The organism is Sphingobacterium zeae, from assembly GCF_030818895.1.
GTDB classification, from domain to species: domain Bacteria; phylum Bacteroidota; class Bacteroidia; order Sphingobacteriales; family Sphingobacteriaceae; genus Sphingobacterium; species Sphingobacterium zeae.
In genome coordinates this window covers 1,707,242-1,726,258 of the sequence record NZ_JAUTBA010000001.1, presented here as the reverse complement: position 1 = coordinate 1,726,258, position 19,017 = coordinate 1,707,242, and the positions used below count along the sequence as shown (strand labels likewise).

General features: G+C 41.3%; 18 protein-coding genes and 2 tRNA genes. 12 read left to right on the top strand and 8 right to left on the bottom strand.

Annotation, left to right across the window (positions count from 1 at the left end; all coding sequences use genetic code 11):
- Positions 1-103 precede the first annotated feature (103 nt).
- From QE382_RS07220 to QE382_RS07205, 4 genes are read left to right on the top strand one after another with little or no spacing between them, the layout of a single operon-like run.
- Positions 104-1,126: a LacI family DNA-binding transcriptional regulator gene (locus tag QE382_RS07220; protein ID WP_307185276.1), complete on the top strand. Its 1,023-nt coding sequence runs from the start codon at positions 104-106 to the stop codon at positions 1,124-1,126.
- A gap of 28 nt (positions 1,127-1,154) precedes the next feature.
- Positions 1,155-1,712, top strand: coding sequence for a hypothetical protein (locus QE382_RS07215; protein ID WP_307185274.1), 558 nt, complete (start codon positions 1,155-1,157; stop codon positions 1,710-1,712).
- A gap of 1 nt (position 1,713) precedes the next feature.
- Entirely contained in the window at positions 1,714-2,187 is a 474-nt protein-coding gene (locus QE382_RS07210) for a hypothetical protein (RefSeq protein WP_307185273.1), read from the top strand.
- Between the two features lie 13 nt (positions 2,188-2,200).
- Complete coding sequence (locus QE382_RS07205; RefSeq protein WP_307185272.1) at positions 2,201-3,223, top strand: WD40/YVTN/BNR-like repeat-containing protein; 1,023 nt, start codon at positions 2,201-2,203, stop codon at positions 3,221-3,223.
- Between the two features lie 76 nt (positions 3,224-3,299).
- Here the strand turns inward: QE382_RS07205 and QE382_RS07200 are convergent, their stop codons facing one another.
- Both QE382_RS07200 and glmM read right to left on the bottom strand, forming a co-directional pair.
- Positions 3,300-5,375 carry a Na+/H+ antiporter gene (locus QE382_RS07200; protein ID WP_307185271.1) on the bottom strand — a complete coding sequence of 692 codons (2,076 nt, stop codon included), beginning with the start codon at positions 5,373-5,375 and terminating at the stop codon, positions 3,300-3,302.
- A gap of 88 nt (positions 5,376-5,463) precedes the next feature.
- Positions 5,464-6,846 carry a phosphoglucosamine mutase gene (gene glmM / locus QE382_RS07195; RefSeq protein ID WP_307185270.1) on the bottom strand — a complete coding sequence of 461 codons (1,383 nt, stop codon included), beginning with the start codon at positions 6,844-6,846 and terminating at the stop codon, positions 5,464-5,466.
- Between the two features lie 200 nt (positions 6,847-7,046).
- Here glmM and QE382_RS07190 point away from each other — a divergent pair, with 200 nt between their 5' ends.
- On the top strand, positions 7,047-7,628 hold the full coding sequence (locus tag QE382_RS07190; RefSeq protein ID WP_307185269.1) for a phosphatase PAP2 family protein: 582 nt from the start codon (positions 7,047-7,049) through the stop codon (positions 7,626-7,628).
- Positions 7,628-8,437 (top strand): ZIP family metal transporter, encoded by an 810-nt coding sequence (locus tag QE382_RS07185; protein ID WP_307185268.1) that lies wholly within the window; start codon positions 7,628-7,630, stop codon positions 8,435-8,437. The genes QE382_RS07190 and QE382_RS07185 overlap by 1 nt, the downstream gene beginning before the upstream one ends.
- Positions 8,438-8,441: 4 nt before the next feature.
- Here QE382_RS07185 and QE382_RS07180 read toward each other — a convergent pair whose 3' ends face one another.
- The gene (locus QE382_RS07180; RefSeq protein ID WP_307185267.1) at positions 8,442-8,891 is read right to left on the bottom strand and encodes a MarR family winged helix-turn-helix transcriptional regulator; all 450 of its coding nucleotides are present in this window, start codon (positions 8,889-8,891) and stop codon (positions 8,442-8,444) included.
- A gap of 129 nt (positions 8,892-9,020) precedes the next feature.
- Between QE382_RS07180 and QE382_RS07175 the strand changes: the two genes are divergently transcribed.
- The 4 genes from QE382_RS07175 (at position 9,021) to QE382_RS07160 (ending at position 13,288) form a co-directional block, all read left to right on the top strand.
- Positions 9,021-9,260, top strand: coding sequence for a FeoA family protein (locus tag QE382_RS07175; protein ID WP_209577867.1), 240 nt, complete (start codon positions 9,021-9,023; stop codon positions 9,258-9,260).
- A complete protein-coding gene (feoB, locus tag QE382_RS07170) occupies positions 9,260-11,362 on the top strand; it encodes a ferrous iron transport protein B (protein WP_293938790.1) in 2,103 nt (700 codons plus the stop codon). Before QE382_RS07175 ends, feoB begins: the two co-directional genes overlap by 1 nt.
- 7 nt (positions 11,363-11,369) lie before the next feature.
- On the top strand, positions 11,370-11,531 hold the full coding sequence (locus tag QE382_RS07165) for a FeoB-associated Cys-rich membrane protein (RefSeq protein WP_209577865.1): 162 nt from the start codon (positions 11,370-11,372) through the stop codon (positions 11,529-11,531).
- Between the two features lie 338 nt (positions 11,532-11,869).
- Entirely contained in the window at positions 11,870-13,288 is a 1,419-nt protein-coding gene (locus QE382_RS07160; protein ID WP_293938788.1) for an amino acid permease, read from the top strand.
- A gap of 129 nt (positions 13,289-13,417) precedes the next feature.
- Here QE382_RS07160 and QE382_RS07155 read toward each other — a convergent pair whose 3' ends face one another.
- Both QE382_RS07155 and mnmA read right to left on the bottom strand, forming a co-directional pair.
- The gene (locus QE382_RS07155; protein ID WP_293938786.1) at positions 13,418-14,482 is read right to left on the bottom strand and encodes a PA0069 family radical SAM protein; all 1,065 of its coding nucleotides are present in this window, start codon (positions 14,480-14,482) and stop codon (positions 13,418-13,420) included.
- 225 nt (positions 14,483-14,707) lie between these two features.
- Positions 14,708-15,799 carry a tRNA 2-thiouridine(34) synthase MnmA gene (gene mnmA, locus QE382_RS07150; protein WP_209577862.1) on the bottom strand — a complete coding sequence of 364 codons (1,092 nt, stop codon included), beginning with the start codon at positions 15,797-15,799 and terminating at the stop codon, positions 14,708-14,710.
- Between the two features lie 187 nt (positions 15,800-15,986).
- Between mnmA and QE382_RS07145 the strand changes: the two genes are divergently transcribed.
- A tRNA-Phe gene (locus QE382_RS07145) sits at positions 15,987-16,059 on the top strand.
- 42 nt (positions 16,060-16,101) lie between these two features.
- Positions 16,102-16,174: transfer RNA gene (locus tag QE382_RS07140), tRNA-Phe, on the top strand.
- 127 nt (positions 16,175-16,301) lie between these two features.
- Here QE382_RS07140 and QE382_RS07135 read toward each other — a convergent pair.
- From QE382_RS07135 to QE382_RS07125, 3 genes are all read right to left on the bottom strand, one after another.
- Positions 16,302-17,093 carry an L-fucose dehydrogenase gene (locus QE382_RS07135; RefSeq protein ID WP_209577861.1) on the bottom strand — a complete coding sequence of 264 codons (792 nt, stop codon included), beginning with the start codon at positions 17,091-17,093 and terminating at the stop codon, positions 16,302-16,304.
- Positions 17,094-17,267: 174 nt separating this feature from the next.
- A complete protein-coding gene (locus QE382_RS07130; RefSeq protein WP_209577860.1) occupies positions 17,268-18,095 on the bottom strand; it encodes an amidohydrolase family protein in 828 nt (275 codons plus the stop codon).
- A gap of 24 nt (positions 18,096-18,119) precedes the next feature.
- On the bottom strand, positions 18,120-18,977 hold the full coding sequence (locus QE382_RS07125) for a fumarylacetoacetate hydrolase family protein (protein ID WP_209577859.1): 858 nt from the start codon (positions 18,975-18,977) through the stop codon (positions 18,120-18,122).
- Between the last annotated feature and the right edge of the window lie 40 nt (positions 18,978-19,017).

The window sequence follows — 19,017 nt, the reverse complement described above, 5'->3', positions numbered from 1 at the left end:
GTTATAAAAAACGCCGGCGGCGTCCGTTTTGCAACCGGTTGCATAAAAGTAGGACATGTTTCTGAATATTCAAAATATTAAATAAAATTATTTACTTTGGAGCGTGAATAAAAAAACAACCATTTACGATATCGCCCGTGAGCTAGGAGTAACAGTTTCCACTGTATCCCGCGCATTGAACAATGTGCCTACGATCAGTGAGTCAACACGAAAAATAGTGCTGGAAAAGGCAAAGGAATTAAATTATAGTGTCAATAAGCTGGCCTCTTCCCTTTCTTCGGGCAAGTCCAATACCATCGGTGTCATTGTACCAACGATGCAAATTCATTTTTTCGCGGAAGCCGTACACAGCATTGAAAAAGAACTAAAGAAACACAATTATAGTTTGTTGCTCTATCAATCGAATGAATCTTTTGCCGACGAGGTCAATGGCGTAAAAACTTTACTGGAAGCGCAAGTAGCTGGGATCATTGCGTCTTTGTCTCTGGAAACTCAAGAAACACAGCACTTTCAGGAAGTGATCAATCAGCGCAAATGCCTTGTTGTGTTTGACCGTACCCACAAAAATATTCCTGCACCCGTCGTAAAACTCGACGATTATAAAGCGGGTTATCTTGCAACACAGCATCTACTGGAAGAGGGTTACAAAAATATAGCCTTTATTACAACAGACAAAGATATCGCAATTTTCCAGGATCGGTACCTCGGTTTCGAAGCCGCATTAAAAGATGCGAACATTTCACCGCGCAAAGATTTTATTATCCGCGGCGACTTATCCATTGAAGCCGGCATCAAAGGCACGGAACAGATTCTACAATCTGCCATCCAACCGGATGCCTTCATTGGAGGCGATGACTTTACAGCTGTAGGGATTATCCAAGCTTTAAAAGCTGCCCATATTGATATTCCAGCAACGGGTGTTATCGGTTTTGCAAACCAGACCTTTTCCTCCTTCATTACCCCCACACTATCCAGTATAGACCAACAGGCCAACAAAATGGGCGAAGAATGCGCAAAGTTATTTTTGAAAATGGTCAAACAAAAAAGTCCTTATGACACGATCGAGCAAATTGTTCTTGATCCTGTCTTGATAAAAAGAAAATCTACCCATAGAATAGACAAATAATGCCTACCTTTGCCTAAATTATTTTTAAATGCAAGCCCGGCACAAATTTAGGACAGCAAGCATCTGCTTATTATTTGTCATTCAGGCCCTTTTTTTATTGGCCATCTTTGTAGAAAATAGAAGTTCTTATCTTATACTGGCTTTTATAGGTCTACTCTCCTTACTTATTTTATACAGTTACCTTCGTTCGCCTATTCATCATCATAAACATGAATATGAGTCCATCCGAATTGCCGTTTGGGTGCCTGTAGGAGCGATTATTTCTTACTATTTCAATCATACATTTGGGTTAGGTCCGGTCTTGGGTGCTGCACTCACAGGTACACTGGGCTCCTTCATACCCAATATCAATAAAGATTCAACGTATCTCCCTCATCTTCCCGCGGCAATTTATTGCGGTGCATTTGTAGGCATGTCCAATGCCCAGGTAGCTCATGGCTTCTCGTTTGTTCTGGCCGCCAGTATTTTTACAGCGATCTTTCTGATTGTATCGAAAAGTCTATTGAATGGGGTCGGCGGTAAATTAGGCACATTGGCCTTTCTTGGGGTTTCATTGACTTACCTGCTGTTATATATTTTTAAGTAATATGGAAACATTCATTTTATACCTCGTTGGTGTTATCGCGAGCACGGCGACATACTATGTCAATACCAAATTTCACCAGGGTGCGGTACGTTCCTCGGCATTGCTGACATTGCTTGTTGCCGGCTTTCTTCATTTTTTTCCACAAACTGTTACCCCTTATCTGGCTCAATATATTCCTCCGGTTTTTATTGGGGCCTCATTTATAGGGATGGTCTCCAAAAGCCAGTTATCAACCTATTTCGGTTTGTCTCTTGCCGGTGTTATCTTTACGACAATTCTGCTCAATACCAGTACATTTTTTACTGGTTATGGTGGAGCCCTCGGCACTTCTGCCTGCATCGCGCTGTTGGTCGTATTGAGCATTCCTTATTTTAAATCACCACGGAAAATGACCGTCGGGTTTCTTCAGCTCCGCAAAACAATCTTAAAAAAACAGGGAAAAATTTCAAAAAGACGAGTAGATTTGTTTAAATAAAAAGCATAACCACATGAAACCATTATTTCTGGTCTTTATTATCCAAACCTTCCTACTGAGCCAGCTTAGTGCTCAACAAGCAAAAATTAACATCGTAAATCAAGAACGTAACAGCAGCTACAGAGGCCTAAGCGTGGTCGACGATGAGACCGTATGGGTGAGTGGTAGCAACGGTACCGTTGGGCTTAGTACCGATGCTGGTAAAAACTGGCAGTGGGTCAATCCGATTGGCTATGAAAAAACAGATTTTAGAGATATTGAAGCATTTGATGAAAATGAAGCCATCGTTATTTCCGCGGGTTCACCAGCCATCATCTTACGTACCGGCGACGGCGGCCGAAGCTGGAAGGAGGTTTTCAGTGACAAGCGACCAGAAATATTTTATGACGGTGTGGCATTTACATCAGAAGGTGTGGGTATTGCTTTCGGCGATGCCATTCAAGGTAAAATGCCGCTGTTAAAAACTGTCGATTTTGGAGCGTCTTGGAAGGATATCACGGCACATATGCCCTTTTTAATAACTGATGGAGAAGCTGGTTTTGCTGCTAGCGGAACATCCATATACTGCAACAACAATGGAACATACTGGATTGCCACTGGGGGTACAGTGTCCAATATCTATCGCAGCGACGACGAAGGCGACACATGGTCACGTTACAGCTGCCCGATCCTGCAGGGAAAAAATAGCACCGGTCCCTTTTCAATTGCTTTCTATTCATCAACGACTGGAATTGTCGTTGGCGGAGATTACAAAGAGGACACCAACAAGGACAGAAACAGCTTTCTGACCAACGATGGCGGTAAAACTTGGTTTGCACCACACACAGCACCCGCTGGATTTAAATCCGCGGTTGTTTATCGCTCAAAAAAACAACTCATCAGCACGGGTACTTCGGGCACAGACTTGTCGAATGACGGTGGTAAAAACTGGATAGCGATCGGAAAGGAAAGCTTCAATGCCGTTCAAAAAGCCAAAGGAGGCAGCGCCATATATCTGGCCGGAGATAAAGGAAAAATAGCGAAGTTAACATGGTAAGTTAACTTCGCTATTGCTCGCCACATCGTGATCTTACCCTGTTGGGCATACGCCGATGATATGGTATTAATACCGGTTATTTACGCGATAAACGGGATTCTTCCAAGTCAAGCGAATACTCCATTTCTCTGATGACATCGCTATCGTAAGCCTTACTTTCTTTGATCTTATACAATCCATCACGACGTAAGGCCAGAAGTTCCAACATTATTTTATTATACAGTCCTCTCACTGCCGAAAGCTGTGCACGTGTATCTTCTTCTTTTGCACGTTCGGATGCATTTACACTTCGGATGATCTGCTCTTTAACGCGGGCGATGGTCTCATACTCCAACATTTCCTGTGCATAGTGCTTATCCAAATAGGCGATAGATTCTTTACCAAGGCGTAAGCGAATCTCATCAATCTGCTCTTCCATGGAAACTTGCTCGTCGACATCTTCCATCTTTATCAACTTAATTAAAAAGGGTAATGTTAGCCCCTGAAAGACAAGCGTCACCAAAATGACGACAAACGTAATGAACAAAATCAGATTACGGTGTGGGAAAGCTGTGCCATCATATAACGTCAACGGAATCGCTAATGCTGATGCCAACGAAACCACCCCTCTCATTCCTGCCCAGCCAATAACCAAGGGCAGTTTCCATCCCGGGCTTTTTTCCTTTATCCGAATCCGCTTGAATAATATTCTAGGAACAAAAGCCGAAAGATAAACTGCGATCAATCGCAAAATAATGACGATCACGGCGATCGCCAACGCATAATCAATGGCCTCTGACATCGAATATTCGCCCAATCCATTAATGATTACGGGTAACTCAAGCCCAATCAAAATGAAAACGAATCCATTTAAGAGAAAGCCTACCGTTGCCCATACTTCTTTCGTTTGAATACGGGTATGATAGTTGAGATAATCCCCTGCCCGAAAAGAAAGAAACAATCCACCACTTACCACTGCCAAAACGCCCGACCATTCAAAATGTTCTGCGACAATATACATTAAGTAGGGTGCGATGAGCGTAATAGGTGTTGATATGCTGGACGATTTCGCCACATATCTTAAAAAGACATACAGGATGTGGCCGATGACCAGGCCAACCACAACGCCCATCACCGATAATACAAGAAATTGCGTCGCCGCATTGGTCATTACAAACTGGCCCGTAAGGATGGCAATCGATGCAAATCGAAATACAGTGAGTGATGCAGCATCGTTGACCAGACTTTCTCCTTCCAATATCGCTATTCCCCGTTTAGGAAGACTGATACCTTTCAATACTGAACTCGCCGCAACAGCATCGGGAGGCGAGATGATCCCACCCAGCAAAAAACCCAGTGCTAAGGTAAACCCGGGAATAATACTCACTGAAAAGTACGCAATGGCCAAGGATGTGAAGAAAACCAGACCGAAGCCCATGATAAAAATAGACCTGCGCCACTTTAAAAAATTACCCCAATTGGTATACCAGGCGGCTTCAAAAAGTAAAGGCGGCAAAAAGACCATAAACACAATATCAGGGTCTACACTAATGACGGGAACACCCGGAATCAAGGAAATCACGAGTCCTCCAATCACTAACAAAATTGGATAAGAGATCTTTAAGCGTTGACTGAGCACAAATAACATGGCCATAAAGAAAAAGAGCAGCATCACCAATAAGAGATTGCTATGAATTTTCTGGCCAGCCTTTCCACCTACTGCAGCTTTCACATCCGAATAGGGAGCCGAAACCGACATACTGTATTGGCGGATCTTCCACGCATTATCCAGCTTGCTCAATACGCCTACACCACGAAAAGACTTGGTATTGATCTTAAAAGATTCATCAAACCAAGCAATGGTACTATCTGCGTTGAAGCTGATATGCCTAGTGTCATATGTGTATGTCCATGCATTCTTGGGATTGAAATATTGATCAGTGAACTTCTTTGCATGTGCTTTATCCCACCTTTCATCATGATCGGTACCCATAATGATTCCATCGGAAGCAATAACATTCAAAAATGGGCCATACTTTACCTCACCCGAAGACTTGTGCCATTGGTCTAACACCCTATTGATTTCTTCTACAGTTTGCTGGGCACGTGTTGGCAAGGCAAATAACACTACATGAAGAAAACAACAGATACTTAAAATGATTTTTCTAATCATAAATTCTAAAACATCTTTCTATCTACGCCTATTTTGTATTCGTCAAATTAGTCCTAAAACAAAAAGCTGCAGATGCAGCTTTTTGTTTTTATTTAATTATTTCTTCAATTTCACGGATAATCTTCTGCGCGATCTGCTCAGCAGCTTCGGGCGTCGGGCCCTCAGAATAGATGCGGATGATCGGTTCAGTATTCGACTTGCGTAGATGCACCCATTCATTTTCGAAGTCTATTTTCAGTCCATCAATGGTGGAATGGTCTTCATGTTTATATTTCTCCTGCATTTTCGCCAATAGGTTGTCAATGTCCAATTCCGGAGTTAGGGTAATCTTATTTTTTGACATAAAGTATTGCGGTAAAGAAGCACGGTATGCTGAGGCTTTTTTACCAAGTTTTGCCAAATGCGTCAAGAAGATCGCTACTCCGACCAGCGCATCACGGCCATAGTGAGATGCCGGATAAATTACGCCACCATTTCCCTCTCCACCGATGACCGCATCGACTTCTTTCATCTTGGTAACCACGTTGACTTCACCCACGGCCGCTGCATAATATTCGCCTCCATGTGCTTTAGTCACATCACGCAGTGCACGTGTAGAAGATAAGTTAGAAACGGTATTTCCTTTTTTATGCTGCAATAGGTAGTCTGCTACGGCAACCAGTGTATATTCTTCACCGAATAATTCGCCGTCTTCCATCATAAAGACTAACCGATCAACGTCTGGGTCTACAGCAATCCCTAAATCAGCCTTGTTCTCGACCACTGCTGCAGACAGATCTGTAAGATGTTCTTTCAACGGTTCGGGATTATGCGGAAATTGACCATTGGGTTCACAATGGATCTTATAAATGGTCTGTACCCCCAACGCATCCAGCAACGCAGGGATAAAGGTACCGCCAGTACTGTTGACTGCATCTAAAGCGACCTTAAAATTAGCGGCTTTAATGGCTTCTTTATCGACATATTCCAAAGCCAAAACAGCCTCTACATGTTTCTGCATGTAAGAATAGTCTTTATGAAGCTGCCCTAATTCGCCCACTTCTGAAAAATCGAAGTCCAAAGATTCCCCAAGTGCCAATACTTCCTGTCCTTCGGCATCTGAAATAAATTCACCCTTTGCATTTAACAGTTTCAGCGCATTCCATTGGCCTGGATTATGTGAAGCAGTCAAAATAATACCACCAGCTGCCTTTTCCATCGGTACAGCAATCTCTACTGTTGGTGTCGTGGACAAGCCCAGATCGACCACATCGACACCGATGCTCTGCAAGGTTCCGATCACCAGATTACTCACCATCTCACCGGAAACACGCGCATCTCTACCGATTACAATTTTTTTGATACCGCTCTGCTTGACAATAATTTTGCCATAAGCTGCTGTAAACTTAACGATATCTATGGGGGTAAGCGCCTCTCCAGCACGCCCGCCTATCGTACCTCGTATCCCTGATATTGATTTAATTAAAGTCATTTCTTTTGAATTGATTAACGCGTAAATTTAGCACAATGGCAATAAAATCTCGAATTAAAATTATAAATAATAAATATTTACCGTATATTTGTTGCAACAAAGTTGTTTTTAAAAGAAACAGTTCTTCGCAATGAAATTATTTTTACTTTTGAAAAACGAGTTTTTAAAGTTTGGGAATTTCATTGTCATCAGCAACATTTATGATTCAACAGTTAATACACATCGATCAAGAGATTTTTCTAGCCATCAATCAAGGCTTGAGCAACCCTGTGTTTGATTGGTTATTGCCTATATTGCGCAATCCATATACATGGGCACCTTTGTATTTGTTTCTGATCATATTTTTCATTAAAACCTACGGTAAAACAGGTATACTCATTGTTGCCGTAACCCTGGCCACTTTTGGAATTTCCGATGGTCTGTCTTCACATTTGATCAAAAAAACTGTCAAACGTATTCGACCTTGTAACGATGTGGAGTTTAAGGAAAATATTAACATCCGGGTGCGCTGTGGCTCTGGCTTTAGCTTTACTTCCTCGCATGCTGCCAATCATTTTTCCCTAGCTTTCTTCTGGATTGTGCTCTTTCGGAGAAGGTGGAAACATGTGCTTTGGCTTTGTATTACCTGGGCAACGTTGATTTCAGTCGCTCAAATTTATGTCGGTGTTCATTACCCTTTTGATATCCTCTGTGGTGCCGTTTTAGGCATCTTGGTTGGCTTGGCAACAGGTTATTTATTCAAACGATTTGTACCAAGCTTTTTTAAAACTGAACAAGTATAATGAATTCAATTTTATTGATTTTAATTTTATTCGTACCTGCATTTGCAAGTGGAATTGCCGTATTTTTTGTACAAAAGAAAGGGACTAATTTTCTAAAACTAATCCTTTCTTTCAGTGGAGCCTATTTATTCTCCATTACCGTACTTCACCTCATGCCCCATGTTTACCAGTCGACCAATACCTCACCCGAAGTATTGGGTATCTATGTCTTAGCTGGATTTCTTTTTCAGCTTTTTCTTGAACAGTTTTCCCAGGGGATCGAACATGGTCATATTCATGCGGACAATGATCACGACCACCATAACCACCGTTTCCCAATCGGTATTATGTTCAGTCTATGCCTCCATGCATTCCTAGAAGGTATGCCCTTGGCTGCAACACACCAGACAGAGCTTGCACTGGGGATATCCATCCACCATATTCCAGCAGCATTTGCATTGGGAAGTATTTTACTGAGTACGCATTTAAAGAAAAATACCATCTTGATTACGCTCGCTTTATTTGCGGCAATGACCCCTTTTGGTTTTTTACTGAGTAAAGCCATCAGTGCCGGAGAAGTGGGCAATATCCAACAATATTTCGATAAAATTATGGCAGTGGTTATTGGTATTTTCTTACACATATCCACGACTATATTGTTTGAATCGGGCTCAATTGACCATCACAAATTCAATAAAAAGAAAATGATTGCTGTGATAGCAGGAGTTGCCATTGCACTGGGAAGCTTCTTATTTGTTGGAGAACATGACCATGGGCATGATCAGCATCACCAAACGCATGATCATGAGCATCATGATCATGCGCACTAATATTTTAGCCACGAAGTTTATCCAGCAGCGCATTTAATGCAATAGCTTCTTCTTCACTAATTCGGCTGGGCAAAATATCCATCATCAGCATATCCTCATCAAGTCTTTTTAGAATTTCCTGGCCCTTTTTTGTTATAAACAGATCCACGGCCCTTTTATCCGCTCCCGATTGACAGCGCGAAACCAGTTCTTTTGAAACCATACGGTCTATCATGCGCGAGATGTCTGGTGTAAAACTCAGCATTCTTGACTTAATGAGACTATTGGTTGAAGGCTTAGGATATCGTCCTCTTAATATACGCAGGACATTAAATTGTTTCAAAGTGATTCCTTCTTTAGCAGCTCGCTGTTCGAGCGCATTACTAATACGATTGTAGGTGTAGAGAATATTTACTGTACAACGGTGCCATTCATTGCTGAATTTATTTACTTTGATTTCGTCCTCAATCTTCATTCTGGTTGATAATTAATCGTTTTATAGCATAAAGATAACTGTTTTTTAGTAAATACATAACTATGACATTAGAATCATTCTAAATGACGGAAATTCTGTATATTTGAGGAATTCAAAAAAAACAGGCAGATGCGTAATAGAACTAGCTTAGATAAGCTAAAAAAAGGGGAAAAGGCGGTAATTATTGATTTTGAATCACACGATATTCCAGCTAAATTTTTCGAATTGGGATTTATACCCGGTACTGAGGTCGAGGTAAAACATATCGCTCCACTGGATGGGCCGATATGCTTAAACATCCGTGCTAATAATGCCCTAATTGCTATCCGCAAATCAGAAGCTAAAGTCATCCTTATTGATCAGAAATAATGAATAACCCGATTATTGCACTTTTGGGGAATCCAAATGTGGGTAAAACATCTCTATTTAACCGGATTACAAAATTAAATCAGAAAGTAGGAAATTATCCTGGAATTACGGTCGAGAAACGTGAGGGGCAAGTAAAAGCCAACAGTAAAACGTATCGTATCATTGATTTACCCGGAACCTATACGTTGTTTCCAAGTTCGATGGACGAAGAGGTTGTTTTCAACACTTTAGTCAATAAAGATAGTAGTTTCAGACCAAACCTTGTCGTTGTCGTTGCCGAACCCACCAATCTAAAACGGTCGATCATCCTTTATCAGCAAGCTCGCGAGCTTGGCCTACCGGCTATCTTTGTCATCAATATGATCGACGAAGCCAGGGAAAAAGGTATTACCATAGATGTTCAAAAACTTGAGCATTTGTTAAATACCAAGGTCTACCAAACCAATGCACGTACAGGGCAAGGTGTAGATCAGTTAATCAAAAACTTTGATGCTATTCCACCAATGTATATCAGTACGTTTAGCCTACCAAAGGAAGCGGATGCTGCATTGGAAGAAACGAAACGTCTCTTCCCGTTAGAGACTGAATACCATACCTGGCAATATTTAGCTAAGGGCGAAGTATCGTTTTTGTCGAAGGAAAAGAATCAGGCTATTCAGCAAATCCGCGAGAAATATCAATTAAGGGCTGATAAACTACAGAAAGAGGAGGCCATATTACGCAGCAAATCATTAGATAATAGCCTTGGAGAAATCTATGTAAAAGATGAGGCTTCAAATAAGAATAAAACAAATGCGATTGATAGCATTCTGCTTCACCCGATTTTTGGTTATGTGATCTTTTTTGGAATCTTATTTCTTATTTTCCAAGCAATTTACACGTGGTCTGGACCTGCGATGGATTTTATAGACGGTCTTTTTGGCGATCTTGCGGCCTATACACAGTCGGCACTTCCTGCGGGACCATTGACAGACTTGTTGAGTAACGGTATTATTAAGGGAATCGGCGGGATCGTCATCTTCATTCCGCAGATCGTCATCTTGTATGTCTTTATTTCGATTATGGAAGAAACGGGCTATATGAGCCGTGTCGTTTTTCTGATGGACCGCTGGCTTCGTCCCTTCGGGTTGAGTGGAAAATCAGTCATTCCATTGATTTCCGGAGTTGCCTGCGCTGTTCCTGCAGTGATGTCTGCACGTAACATCGAAAATAGCAAAGAGAGATTAGTGACTATTCTAGTGACACCTTTTATGACCTGTTCTGCACGTCTGCCTATTTATATTGTGCTGATCGGACTGGTGATACCAGATACGCGATTAGGTGGATTTCAAATTCAAGGGATTGTATTGTTTGTCATGTATCTCCTCGGGATATTTGCAGTCCTGCTATCTGCTATTATCCTTACCAAAGTGATTAAATCGAAGCACAAATCATTTCTCATCTTTGAACTTCCCACTTATAAGACTCCGGATTGGAAAAACGTTGCCTTAAATGTATGGGAAAAAGCGTCCAGTTTTGTCTTTGGTGCTGGTAAAATCATTTTGGCGATTTCCATTATACTATGGGCATTGGGCAGCTTTGGACCGAATGACAAATTTAGCCGGGCAGAAGAATATGTAACAAAGAATAACCCGAATTTACCCGAAGCAGATTTAGAACATGAAGTTTCATCTTATCGACTGGAGCACTCTTTCCTGGGCTATCTTGGCATGGCTATTGAACCTGTAGTTGAACCATTGGGGTACGATTGGAAGATGGGCATCGGTCTAATTTCTTCTTTTGCTGCACGTGAAGTATTTGTTGGCACAATGGCTACGGTATATAGTCTCGGAGATGAAGTGGATATCGAAGATGAAGCGTCTAAAACAACGGTATTAGGCAAAATGAAAAGTGAAATTAACCGAAATACCGGTTTACCCGCTTACAATTTGGCGTCAGGTGTATCCTTACTATTGTTTTACGCATTCGCTATGCAATGTATGAGTACGATCGCGGCGGTAAAAAGGGAAACAGGATCTTGGAAATGGACTTTAATACAACTTGGTTTTATGACGGGCGTAGCCTACCTCAGTGCATTAATCGCTTATCAACTTTTAAAATAAAAGAGCTATGGATAATGTAACCGTACAATATATCATCGTGGGAATTCTCGTTTTGGCGGCTATATGGTATGTCGTTAAAAATGTCCGAAAATCATTAAAGGGCAAGTCGAGCTGTTCCAAAGGTTGCGGATGTGACTGCAGTGCTGAAAAAGCTTCAAAAGCAAATTAATTTGTCCTTTTAAGTAGCATTTGCAAATAAGATTTCGTTATTAGTTAGAGTGGCCAAAAATCACACTAGCTACTATAAAGTAAAGCGCCGTTTTTTTTAAGAAAATTACGGCGCTTGCTGTTTCTTAGCAATAATGTGCACAAATACCTAAGTGTTTTATTAACTTTATGCGCTTAGGACAAAATATGGGCTGAGGAGCCAAGTTATTCAAACGCAATTTCGCTCGACAGTATTCATTTTGGACAACCTGATTCTGGCTGAACGCTACCGCTATGGTTGGAGGCTTTCCGAACCAAGAACCAGATCAAAACAGATTAGTTACCGTATTAACCATTCATATGGAGAAACAGAACAATAAGGAAGAGTTAAAGAGAGGTCTTCAAAATAGACACATTCAATTGATTGCCCTCGGCGGTGCAATCGGAACTGGCTTATTTTTAGGCATTGGAAAAGCAGCTACATTGGCCGGACCCGCCGTTATCCTTGGTTATGCATTTGCTGGGATTATTGCTTTTTTTATAATGCGACAATTGGGCGAGATGGTGGTCGAGGAACCTGTTTCAGGAAGCTTTAGCTACTTCGCCAATAAATACTGGGGCTCTTTTGCCGGTTATGCTTCGGGCTGGAACTATTGGGTCCTTTATATTTTGGTAAGCATGGCCGAACTGACCGCAATAGGTGTTTATGTACAGTTTTGGTGGCCCGAAATACCGTTATGGGCATCAAGCCTATTTTTCTTCTTTGCGATCAACGCCCTGAATCTGGCTTCCGTAAAAATATATGGGGAGACGGAATTTTGGTTTTCCATTATTAAAGTAGTCGCCATTATTGCAATGATTGTTTTTGGTGTTTACCTGCTTCTAAGCGGTACGGGAGGTGAGCAGGCAAGCTTCAGCAACCTGACTTCACATGGCGGTTTCTTCCCCAAAGGCTGGTTTAGCGAAACAACGGACGGCAATTTTGAAGGACTCCTTTCTGCCATGGCCTTGATTATGTTTTCTTTTGGCGGACTGGAATTGGTTGGTATCACCGCCGCTGAAGCCGAAAATCCGGAAAAAAATATCCCGAAAGCAACCAACCAAGTGATCTATCGGATTCTGATCTTTTATGTCGGCGCTTTGATCATTCTTTTCTCTTTGACGCCATGGACAAACATCACCGCCGATACAAGTCCCTTTGTACTGGTGTTTGACAAACTCAATGGATTCGAATTTGCCCTCTTTGGAAAGACTTTTTATTTCACTAAAATTATCGCAAATGCGTTAAATCTTATTGTCCTTACAGCAGCATTGTCTGTCTATAACAGTAGTGTGTATAGCAACAGTAGAATGTTGTATGGATTGGCAGAACAGGGTAATGCTCCTCGTTTTCTATCAAAACTCAACAAAAACCATGCTCCTATCAATGCGATTTTGGTTTCGGCATTGTTTGCAGCGGTCTGTGTATTTGTCAACTATGTCGCACCAAAAAATGCCTTGGAGATTTTGATGTCACTGGTGGTGTCTTCACTGATTATCAACTGGGTCATGATTTCCATTACACATTTGTACTTTAGAAAAAATAAACTCGACGCGCATTTACGAACCAAATTCCCATCTTTTCTATATCCATTGAGTAATTACATCTGTTTAATCTTTTTAATTGCAGTGCTCGGCATTATGTGGCTAACGGGGATGAAACTACCGGTAGAACTGATTCCTGCTTGGCTTATATTACTTTATGTGAGTTATGTATTAATCAAAAGAAAGAGATCTTAGTTCACTGAACTTCGATCTTATCAATAAAAAAAGCCTGATTCATTGCATGAATCAGGCTTTTTTTTGCTAAAATTTAATGTAGATATTCCTTCTCGAGAATAGCAAATTCATAATTGCCGCTCCAACCATCTAAAACAATCCCAGCTGCGCGCCTGCATCTGGTAAGCGAAAAAGATCCCTTCTTAAGGATGGAAGCGTCCCATTATTCATATATTTCTTGACGGAAAGCTTGAATAAATGCTGTAAGCTTTCGGCCATATGGCCATCCCCTTTTATCCTCCGTCCAAAATCGGTATCATTAATTTTTCCACCATGACAGGCTTCAATCCAATGTAATACCTTTTCAGCTCGGTCAGGATAGTTCTGATAGAGCCAGTCCTTAAAGATACCGCCGATCTGTCCATTGAGCCTCACGATGGTATAAGAGGCTGTTATTGCCCCCGCATCTGCTCCCGCACGAATCAAATCTGAAATCTCATCACTATTGATCCCCGGAACGATGGGCGCCATCATTAGCATGACGGGTACACCTATCCCTGTCAATCCCTCGATCAGTTTCAACCGGGCCGATGCCGTAGCCGTACGTGGTTCCATTTTCTGGCGTACCTCCTCCCGCAACGAATTGATGGTCACGGCAACGGAAACCAGATTTAGTGCCGCAAGTTCGCGCAAGAGATCAAAATCCCGTCGCATCAGTACATTTTTACTGATGATAGAAACAGGATGCTGGTATTTAACCATCAATTCTAAGATCGATCGAGTGATGCCCAATTTTCGTTCGATAGGTTGATAACAATCTGTATTCCCAGAAAGCATAATCAAATCAGGCTGATAGCTCGCTTTCCTGAATTCCTGTTCGAGCAGCTGCGCCGCATTATGCTTTACCAAGATCTTCCGTTCAAAATCCAGTCCTGCACTGAACCCCCAATACTCGTGTGAATTGCGCGCGTAGCAATAAATACAGCCATGCTCACAGCCCTGATAAGGATTAATAGACCTTTCGAAACGCAGGTCAGGACTATTGGATTTGGATATAATCGATTTCGGATGTGTCGAAATAAACTGCGTTTTTGCAGTACCCAAAAATTCCTCATCCAGCCCCTCGACATGCTCCTGCACATATTGGTTCACAAAAAACTTGTTATTGGGATTAATCTGTGCCCCTCTACCCTTGAAATATTCCGACGAATTCATAGGTTAAAATTACTAATTATTTTAGTAAAAACAAAACAGGTAATAATTATATTAACTTTTAACCTTAAGGTGTAAAGCTAAAAATTGCTATTAAATAGGTCGATCAAACTCGTCTACTCTATAGTAAATTTAAATGGATAGTATATAGAATGAATAAAAAATCCCTATACTGTATCTACAGCATAGGGATTAAAACTCTTCTTCTGAATCTCGTACGGATGCCTGTTATTTCATTAAGAAACCACCACCGAGTAGATCATTCCCTTCATAGAAAACGGCAGATTGCCCTGGAGCAATACCTTTTACATTATGCACAAAGTCGATACGGACTTTATCATCTTCTTGCGAAATGGTCGACAAAGCACCTGAATCTTTATAACGCACTTTTGAGATAGCTTCCATCGGTTGATCCAGTCCTGCATATTTGACAAAGTTTACATTACGAACGTAAGCGTGTGACTTTTCAAGTTCATGTTCTTCACCCAAGACCACCGTATTACTTTCCGGAAGGATCTCAATCACAAACATGGGTTTACCCAAAGCAATACCTAAGCCTTTACGTTGACCGATGGTGAAATAAGGGTAACCAATATGTTTGCCGACTACAGTACCATCAGAAAGAATAAAATTACCAGGACCGATCTGTTGATCCAAGGTAGGTACTTTGTGTCTCAGAAACGCACGGTAATCGTTGTCGGGAACGAAACAGATTTCATAACTCTCTGACTTATTGGCCAGTTCCTTTTGTCCCATATCTAAGGCCATTTGGCGAATCTCTTTTTTCGTGAAAGATCCTAAAGGGAACTGCGTCCGCGCAAGGTTTTCTTGTGAAACGCCCCATAAAACGTAGGATTGATCTTTATTCTCATCCTTACCTTTGGAGATCACATAGCGGCCATTGTCGTGCATGCGAATATTTGCGTAGTGTCCTGTAGCGATAAATTCACAGTCCAATTTGTCGGCACGTTTCATTAAAGCCTCCCACTTGATATGGGTATTACACAATACACATGGGTTCGGCGTGCGACCAGCAATATATTCTTCAACAAAATTATCAATTACAAAGTCCCCAAACTCATCGCGTATATCCAATATATAATGCGGGAAACCATAGTTTACGGCTAATGTACGAGCGTCATTGATACTATCAAGGCTACAACATCCGGTCTCTTTAGACGAACCACCTGCGGATGCATAATCCCACGTCTTCATCGTGATACCGATAACCTCATATCCTTGTTCGTGGAGCATAACAGAAGCAACGGAGCTATCTACCCCCCCACTCATTGCAACTAAAACTCTTCCTCTTTTACTCATCTCTATTTATTGAAGTGCAAAGATACAGCTTATTCCTTTTTCTGTATGTTAGTTTCTTGTAATTTTATCTCAATCAAAATCAACATGTTCGAAAAAAGTACGAAAATAATCTGCATAAAAGTTTTAGAATTCAAATTATCAGACTATATTTGCATCGCAATAGGGGAACAAACCCATAGCAAAAAGCGGTGCCATAGCTCAGCTGGTAGAGCAAAGGACTGAAAATCCTTGTGTCCCTGGTTCGAACCCAGGTGGCACCACGCTTCAATCTGATGATCACAGATTTAAATAAAAGGTCAACTGGTGCCATAGCTCAGCTGGTAGAGCAAAGGACTGAAAATCCTTGTGTCCCTGGTTCGAACCCAGGTGGCACCACAAAAAAAGCCTGTTCAAATGAACAGGCTTTTTTTGTTTTAATAATACACTACTGCATAAATTTTGGAAATTGAACGAAAGTCTCACTTATGCTAAAGTCCAATTTCCAACATCCAATCGCTGTTTACTACGATTCAGCGATAATCGAACGGTCTAGATGCACATATCCACCATCGACATGAATCAACTGTCCTGTTGTATGGCTTGACTTATCGGAAAGCAGAAAGACTGTTGTATCGGCAATTTCCGCAGCTGTTGTCATCCGATGCCCTAACGGAATGCGATCCGTTATTTTTTTCAATGTCTCTTCTGGATTTGCTAAAGTTTGGATCCAGGTATCGTATTGGGGTGTTGCGCATTCTGCTACGATAATAGCATTTACACGAATCGAATAAGGCAACAATTCTACGGCCCATTCCCGTGTAAGCGCATTACGTCCGCCATTAGATGCCGCATAAGCTGAGGTATTCCCCTGCCCTGTTTCGCCAGTTTTGGAAGAAATATTCACGATACTGCCTTTCGATGCTTTCAATGCATCCAAAGCATGATGGGCCATTAGGTAATAGTGAATTAAGTTTTTGTGTAGAGAAGCAACAAATTTCTCGTAATTTCCAGAAGCTAGTCCAACACCGTCATTCTGTCCGGCATTGTTCACCAAACCATCAATGCGACCGTATACTTCCAATGTCTTTTGGACCGCTCTTTCACAATCTTCGGGCCTAGACAACTCTGCTTCAATACAGAGTGCCTCAATACCAAACTGTTGGATTTCTGCCTTTACTTTTTCATTATCGGCCTGTTTACGGCCAACAATGACCGGAATAGCCTGTTCTTTAGCCAAAGCATGGACTACTGCGCGTCCGATGCCTTTTGCTCCACCGGTAACAATAATAACTTTATCTTTTAAATGAAGATCCATAATACTTTTATTGAATGGTTTGTTTCATTGATTGTGGTTAACAACAATGAACATGTTTCACTGGTTATTGATTAATTTATATTAAAGTCATTATGCCTATTATCTAGCTTCATGACCAACAAAAGCTTCAACATGCTATTTTTTGTTTTCATAACATGCTGAAGCTTTTCTTTTTTAAAGATTATACACCCGTATAGCGTTCTCTGCCCAAAAGGCATTCTTTTCTGCAGTTGTAAATTGCCCTAATTTATTTTCGACGATGGCAATACTCTCTTCGTAAGATGCCGCTAGGAGGCATACCGGCCAATCTGACCCGTACATGATACGTTTCTTCCCAAAACATAAAAATATGTGTTCCACATATTGTTTGAAATCATCCAGCTTCCACCCCTCCCAATCGGCCTCTGTAGCTAGTCCCGAAACTTTGCATACCACATTCGGAAAAGCGGCAAGTGCATCAATAAATACTGCCCACTCATCAAATTCCTTTGATTTGATGGGAGGCTTTGCAATATGATCCAACACAAACTGAAGTTCTGGATTTTGTCTTACACAAGCCAGCGTTGACGCGTAATGACGTGGGCGAATAAGCAGATCATATGTGTAACCGTAGTCCGCCAAAGCTTTCAGCCCATTTAAAACTGCCGGACGAATGAGAAAATCGGGATCCGCTTCCCCTTCAACAACATGACGAAATCCTTTGATGATTGCAGTCGACTGATACGCGTCCAATTGTTGGCGGATATCTTGAGCCTGAAGATCTATCCAGCCCACAACCCCTTTTATAAAAGAGTACTCGTGTGCCAATTGAACCAAATAAGCGGTTTCCTCGTCAGATTCTTGCGCCTGAACAGCAATACTTCCTCCAAATCCATTCCGCTCCAGCAAGAACTGAATATCTAAAGGGGTAAAATCACGTTTTATAACTTGCATTTCTTCTGTAATCCAACTATATCTAATTGGATCGAATTTCCAGAAATGCTGATGGGTATCTATACGCATAATGAAAAGAAAACTTGTGAGCAATTAGTTTTTTGAATAGGCGACAACAGTCTGACGGGATTCACCAAGACCATCGGCTCCTAATTCGATCACATCGCCAGGCTTCAAATAAATAGGGGGATTAAACCCTAAACCTACTCCCGCAGGTGTGCCGGTTGATATAACGTCGCCAGGCAACAGGGTCATAAATTTAGACACATACGATACAACATGTGCTACCGAAAAGATCAGATCCTTCGTATTTCCATCTTGATAGGTTTTTCCGTTTACCTTTAACCATAGACGTACGTTGTTGATATCTTTGATCTCCTCTTTTGTCGCCATAAAAGGTCCCATAGGTGCAAAAGTATCACATCCTTTTCCTTTATCCCATGTACCACCGCGTTCCAGCTGATATTCACGCTCAGAAACATCGTTGTGCAATACATAACCGGCTACATAGTCCAACGCTTCACCTTCTTCTACATACGATGCTTTCTTACCTATGACAATACAAAATTCGACTTCCCAATCGGTCTTTAATGAGTCTTTTGGAATCATTACGTCGTCATATGGACCAATCAACGATGTGGTCGATTTCATGAAGATGATTGGTTCGGCCGGAATAGGAGCATTTGTTTCCTTGGCATGATCTAAATAATTTAATCCAATACAAACAATTTTGGATGGGCGGGCAAATGGTGCTCCTATACGTTCGCTCTGGGGAACTTCAATTAACTTACCATCATTTGCTTTTACAAATTCTTCTAAACGGGCTATACCATTCTCTGCAAAGAATTGTTCATCATAGTCACCACCAAATGCGCTTACATCGTAATTTACGCCATCGATCTGAACACCGATATTCTCTTTGCCTTGAGCTCCAAAACGTATTAATTTCATGTTTATAGTATTGAGATAATAGATATTTATTTTTAGCTTA

Bases quoted from the DNA above. Each gene is read 5' to 3' on its own strand.
- QE382_RS07175 (WP_209577867.1), top strand. From the start codon at position 9,021: ATGCGTAATAGAACTAGCTTAGATAAGCTAAAAAAAGGGGAAAAGGCG.
- QE382_RS07200 (WP_307185271.1), bottom strand. From the start codon at position 5,375: ATGATTAGAAAAATCATTTTAAGTATCTGTTGTTTTCTTCATGTAGTG.
- feoB (WP_293938790.1), top strand. From the start codon at position 9,260: ATGAATAACCCGATTATTGCACTTTTGGGGAATCCAAATGTGGGTAAA.
- QE382_RS07135 (WP_209577861.1), bottom strand. From the start codon at position 17,093: ATGGATCTTCATTTAAAAGATAAAGTTATTATTGTTACCGGTGGAGCA.
- QE382_RS07160 (WP_293938788.1), top strand. From the start codon at position 11,870: ATGGAGAAACAGAACAATAAGGAAGAGTTAAAGAGAGGTCTTCAAAAT.
- QE382_RS07205 (WP_307185272.1), top strand. From the start codon at position 2,201: ATGAAACCATTATTTCTGGTCTTTATTATCCAAACCTTCCTACTGAGC.
- QE382_RS07130 (WP_209577860.1), bottom strand. From the start codon at position 18,095: ATGCGTATAGATACCCATCAGCATTTCTGGAAATTCGATCCAATTAGA.
- QE382_RS07165 (WP_209577865.1), top strand. From the start codon at position 11,370: ATGGATAATGTAACCGTACAATATATCATCGTGGGAATTCTCGTTTTG.
- QE382_RS07190 (WP_307185269.1), top strand. From the start codon at position 7,047: ATGATTCAACAGTTAATACACATCGATCAAGAGATTTTTCTAGCCATC.
- QE382_RS07125 (WP_209577859.1), bottom strand. From the start codon at position 18,977: ATGAAATTAATACGTTTTGGAGCTCAAGGCAAAGAGAATATCGGTGTT.
- glmM (WP_307185270.1), bottom strand. From the start codon at position 6,846: ATGACTTTAATTAAATCAATATCAGGGATACGAGGTACGATAGGCGGG.
- mnmA (WP_209577862.1), bottom strand. From the start codon at position 15,799: ATGAGTAAAAGAGGAAGAGTTTTAGTTGCAATGAGTGGGGGGGTAGAT.
- QE382_RS07155 (WP_293938786.1), bottom strand. From the start codon at position 14,482: ATGAATTCGTCGGAATATTTCAAGGGTAGAGGGGCACAGATTAATCCC.
- QE382_RS07180 (WP_307185267.1), bottom strand. From the start codon at position 8,891: ATGAAGATTGAGGACGAAATCAAAGTAAATAAATTCAGCAATGAATGG.
- QE382_RS07185 (WP_307185268.1), top strand. From the start codon at position 7,628: ATGAATTCAATTTTATTGATTTTAATTTTATTCGTACCTGCATTTGCA.
- QE382_RS07215 (WP_307185274.1), top strand. From the start codon at position 1,155: ATGCAAGCCCGGCACAAATTTAGGACAGCAAGCATCTGCTTATTATTT.
- QE382_RS07210 (WP_307185273.1), top strand. From the start codon at position 1,714: ATGGAAACATTCATTTTATACCTCGTTGGTGTTATCGCGAGCACGGCG.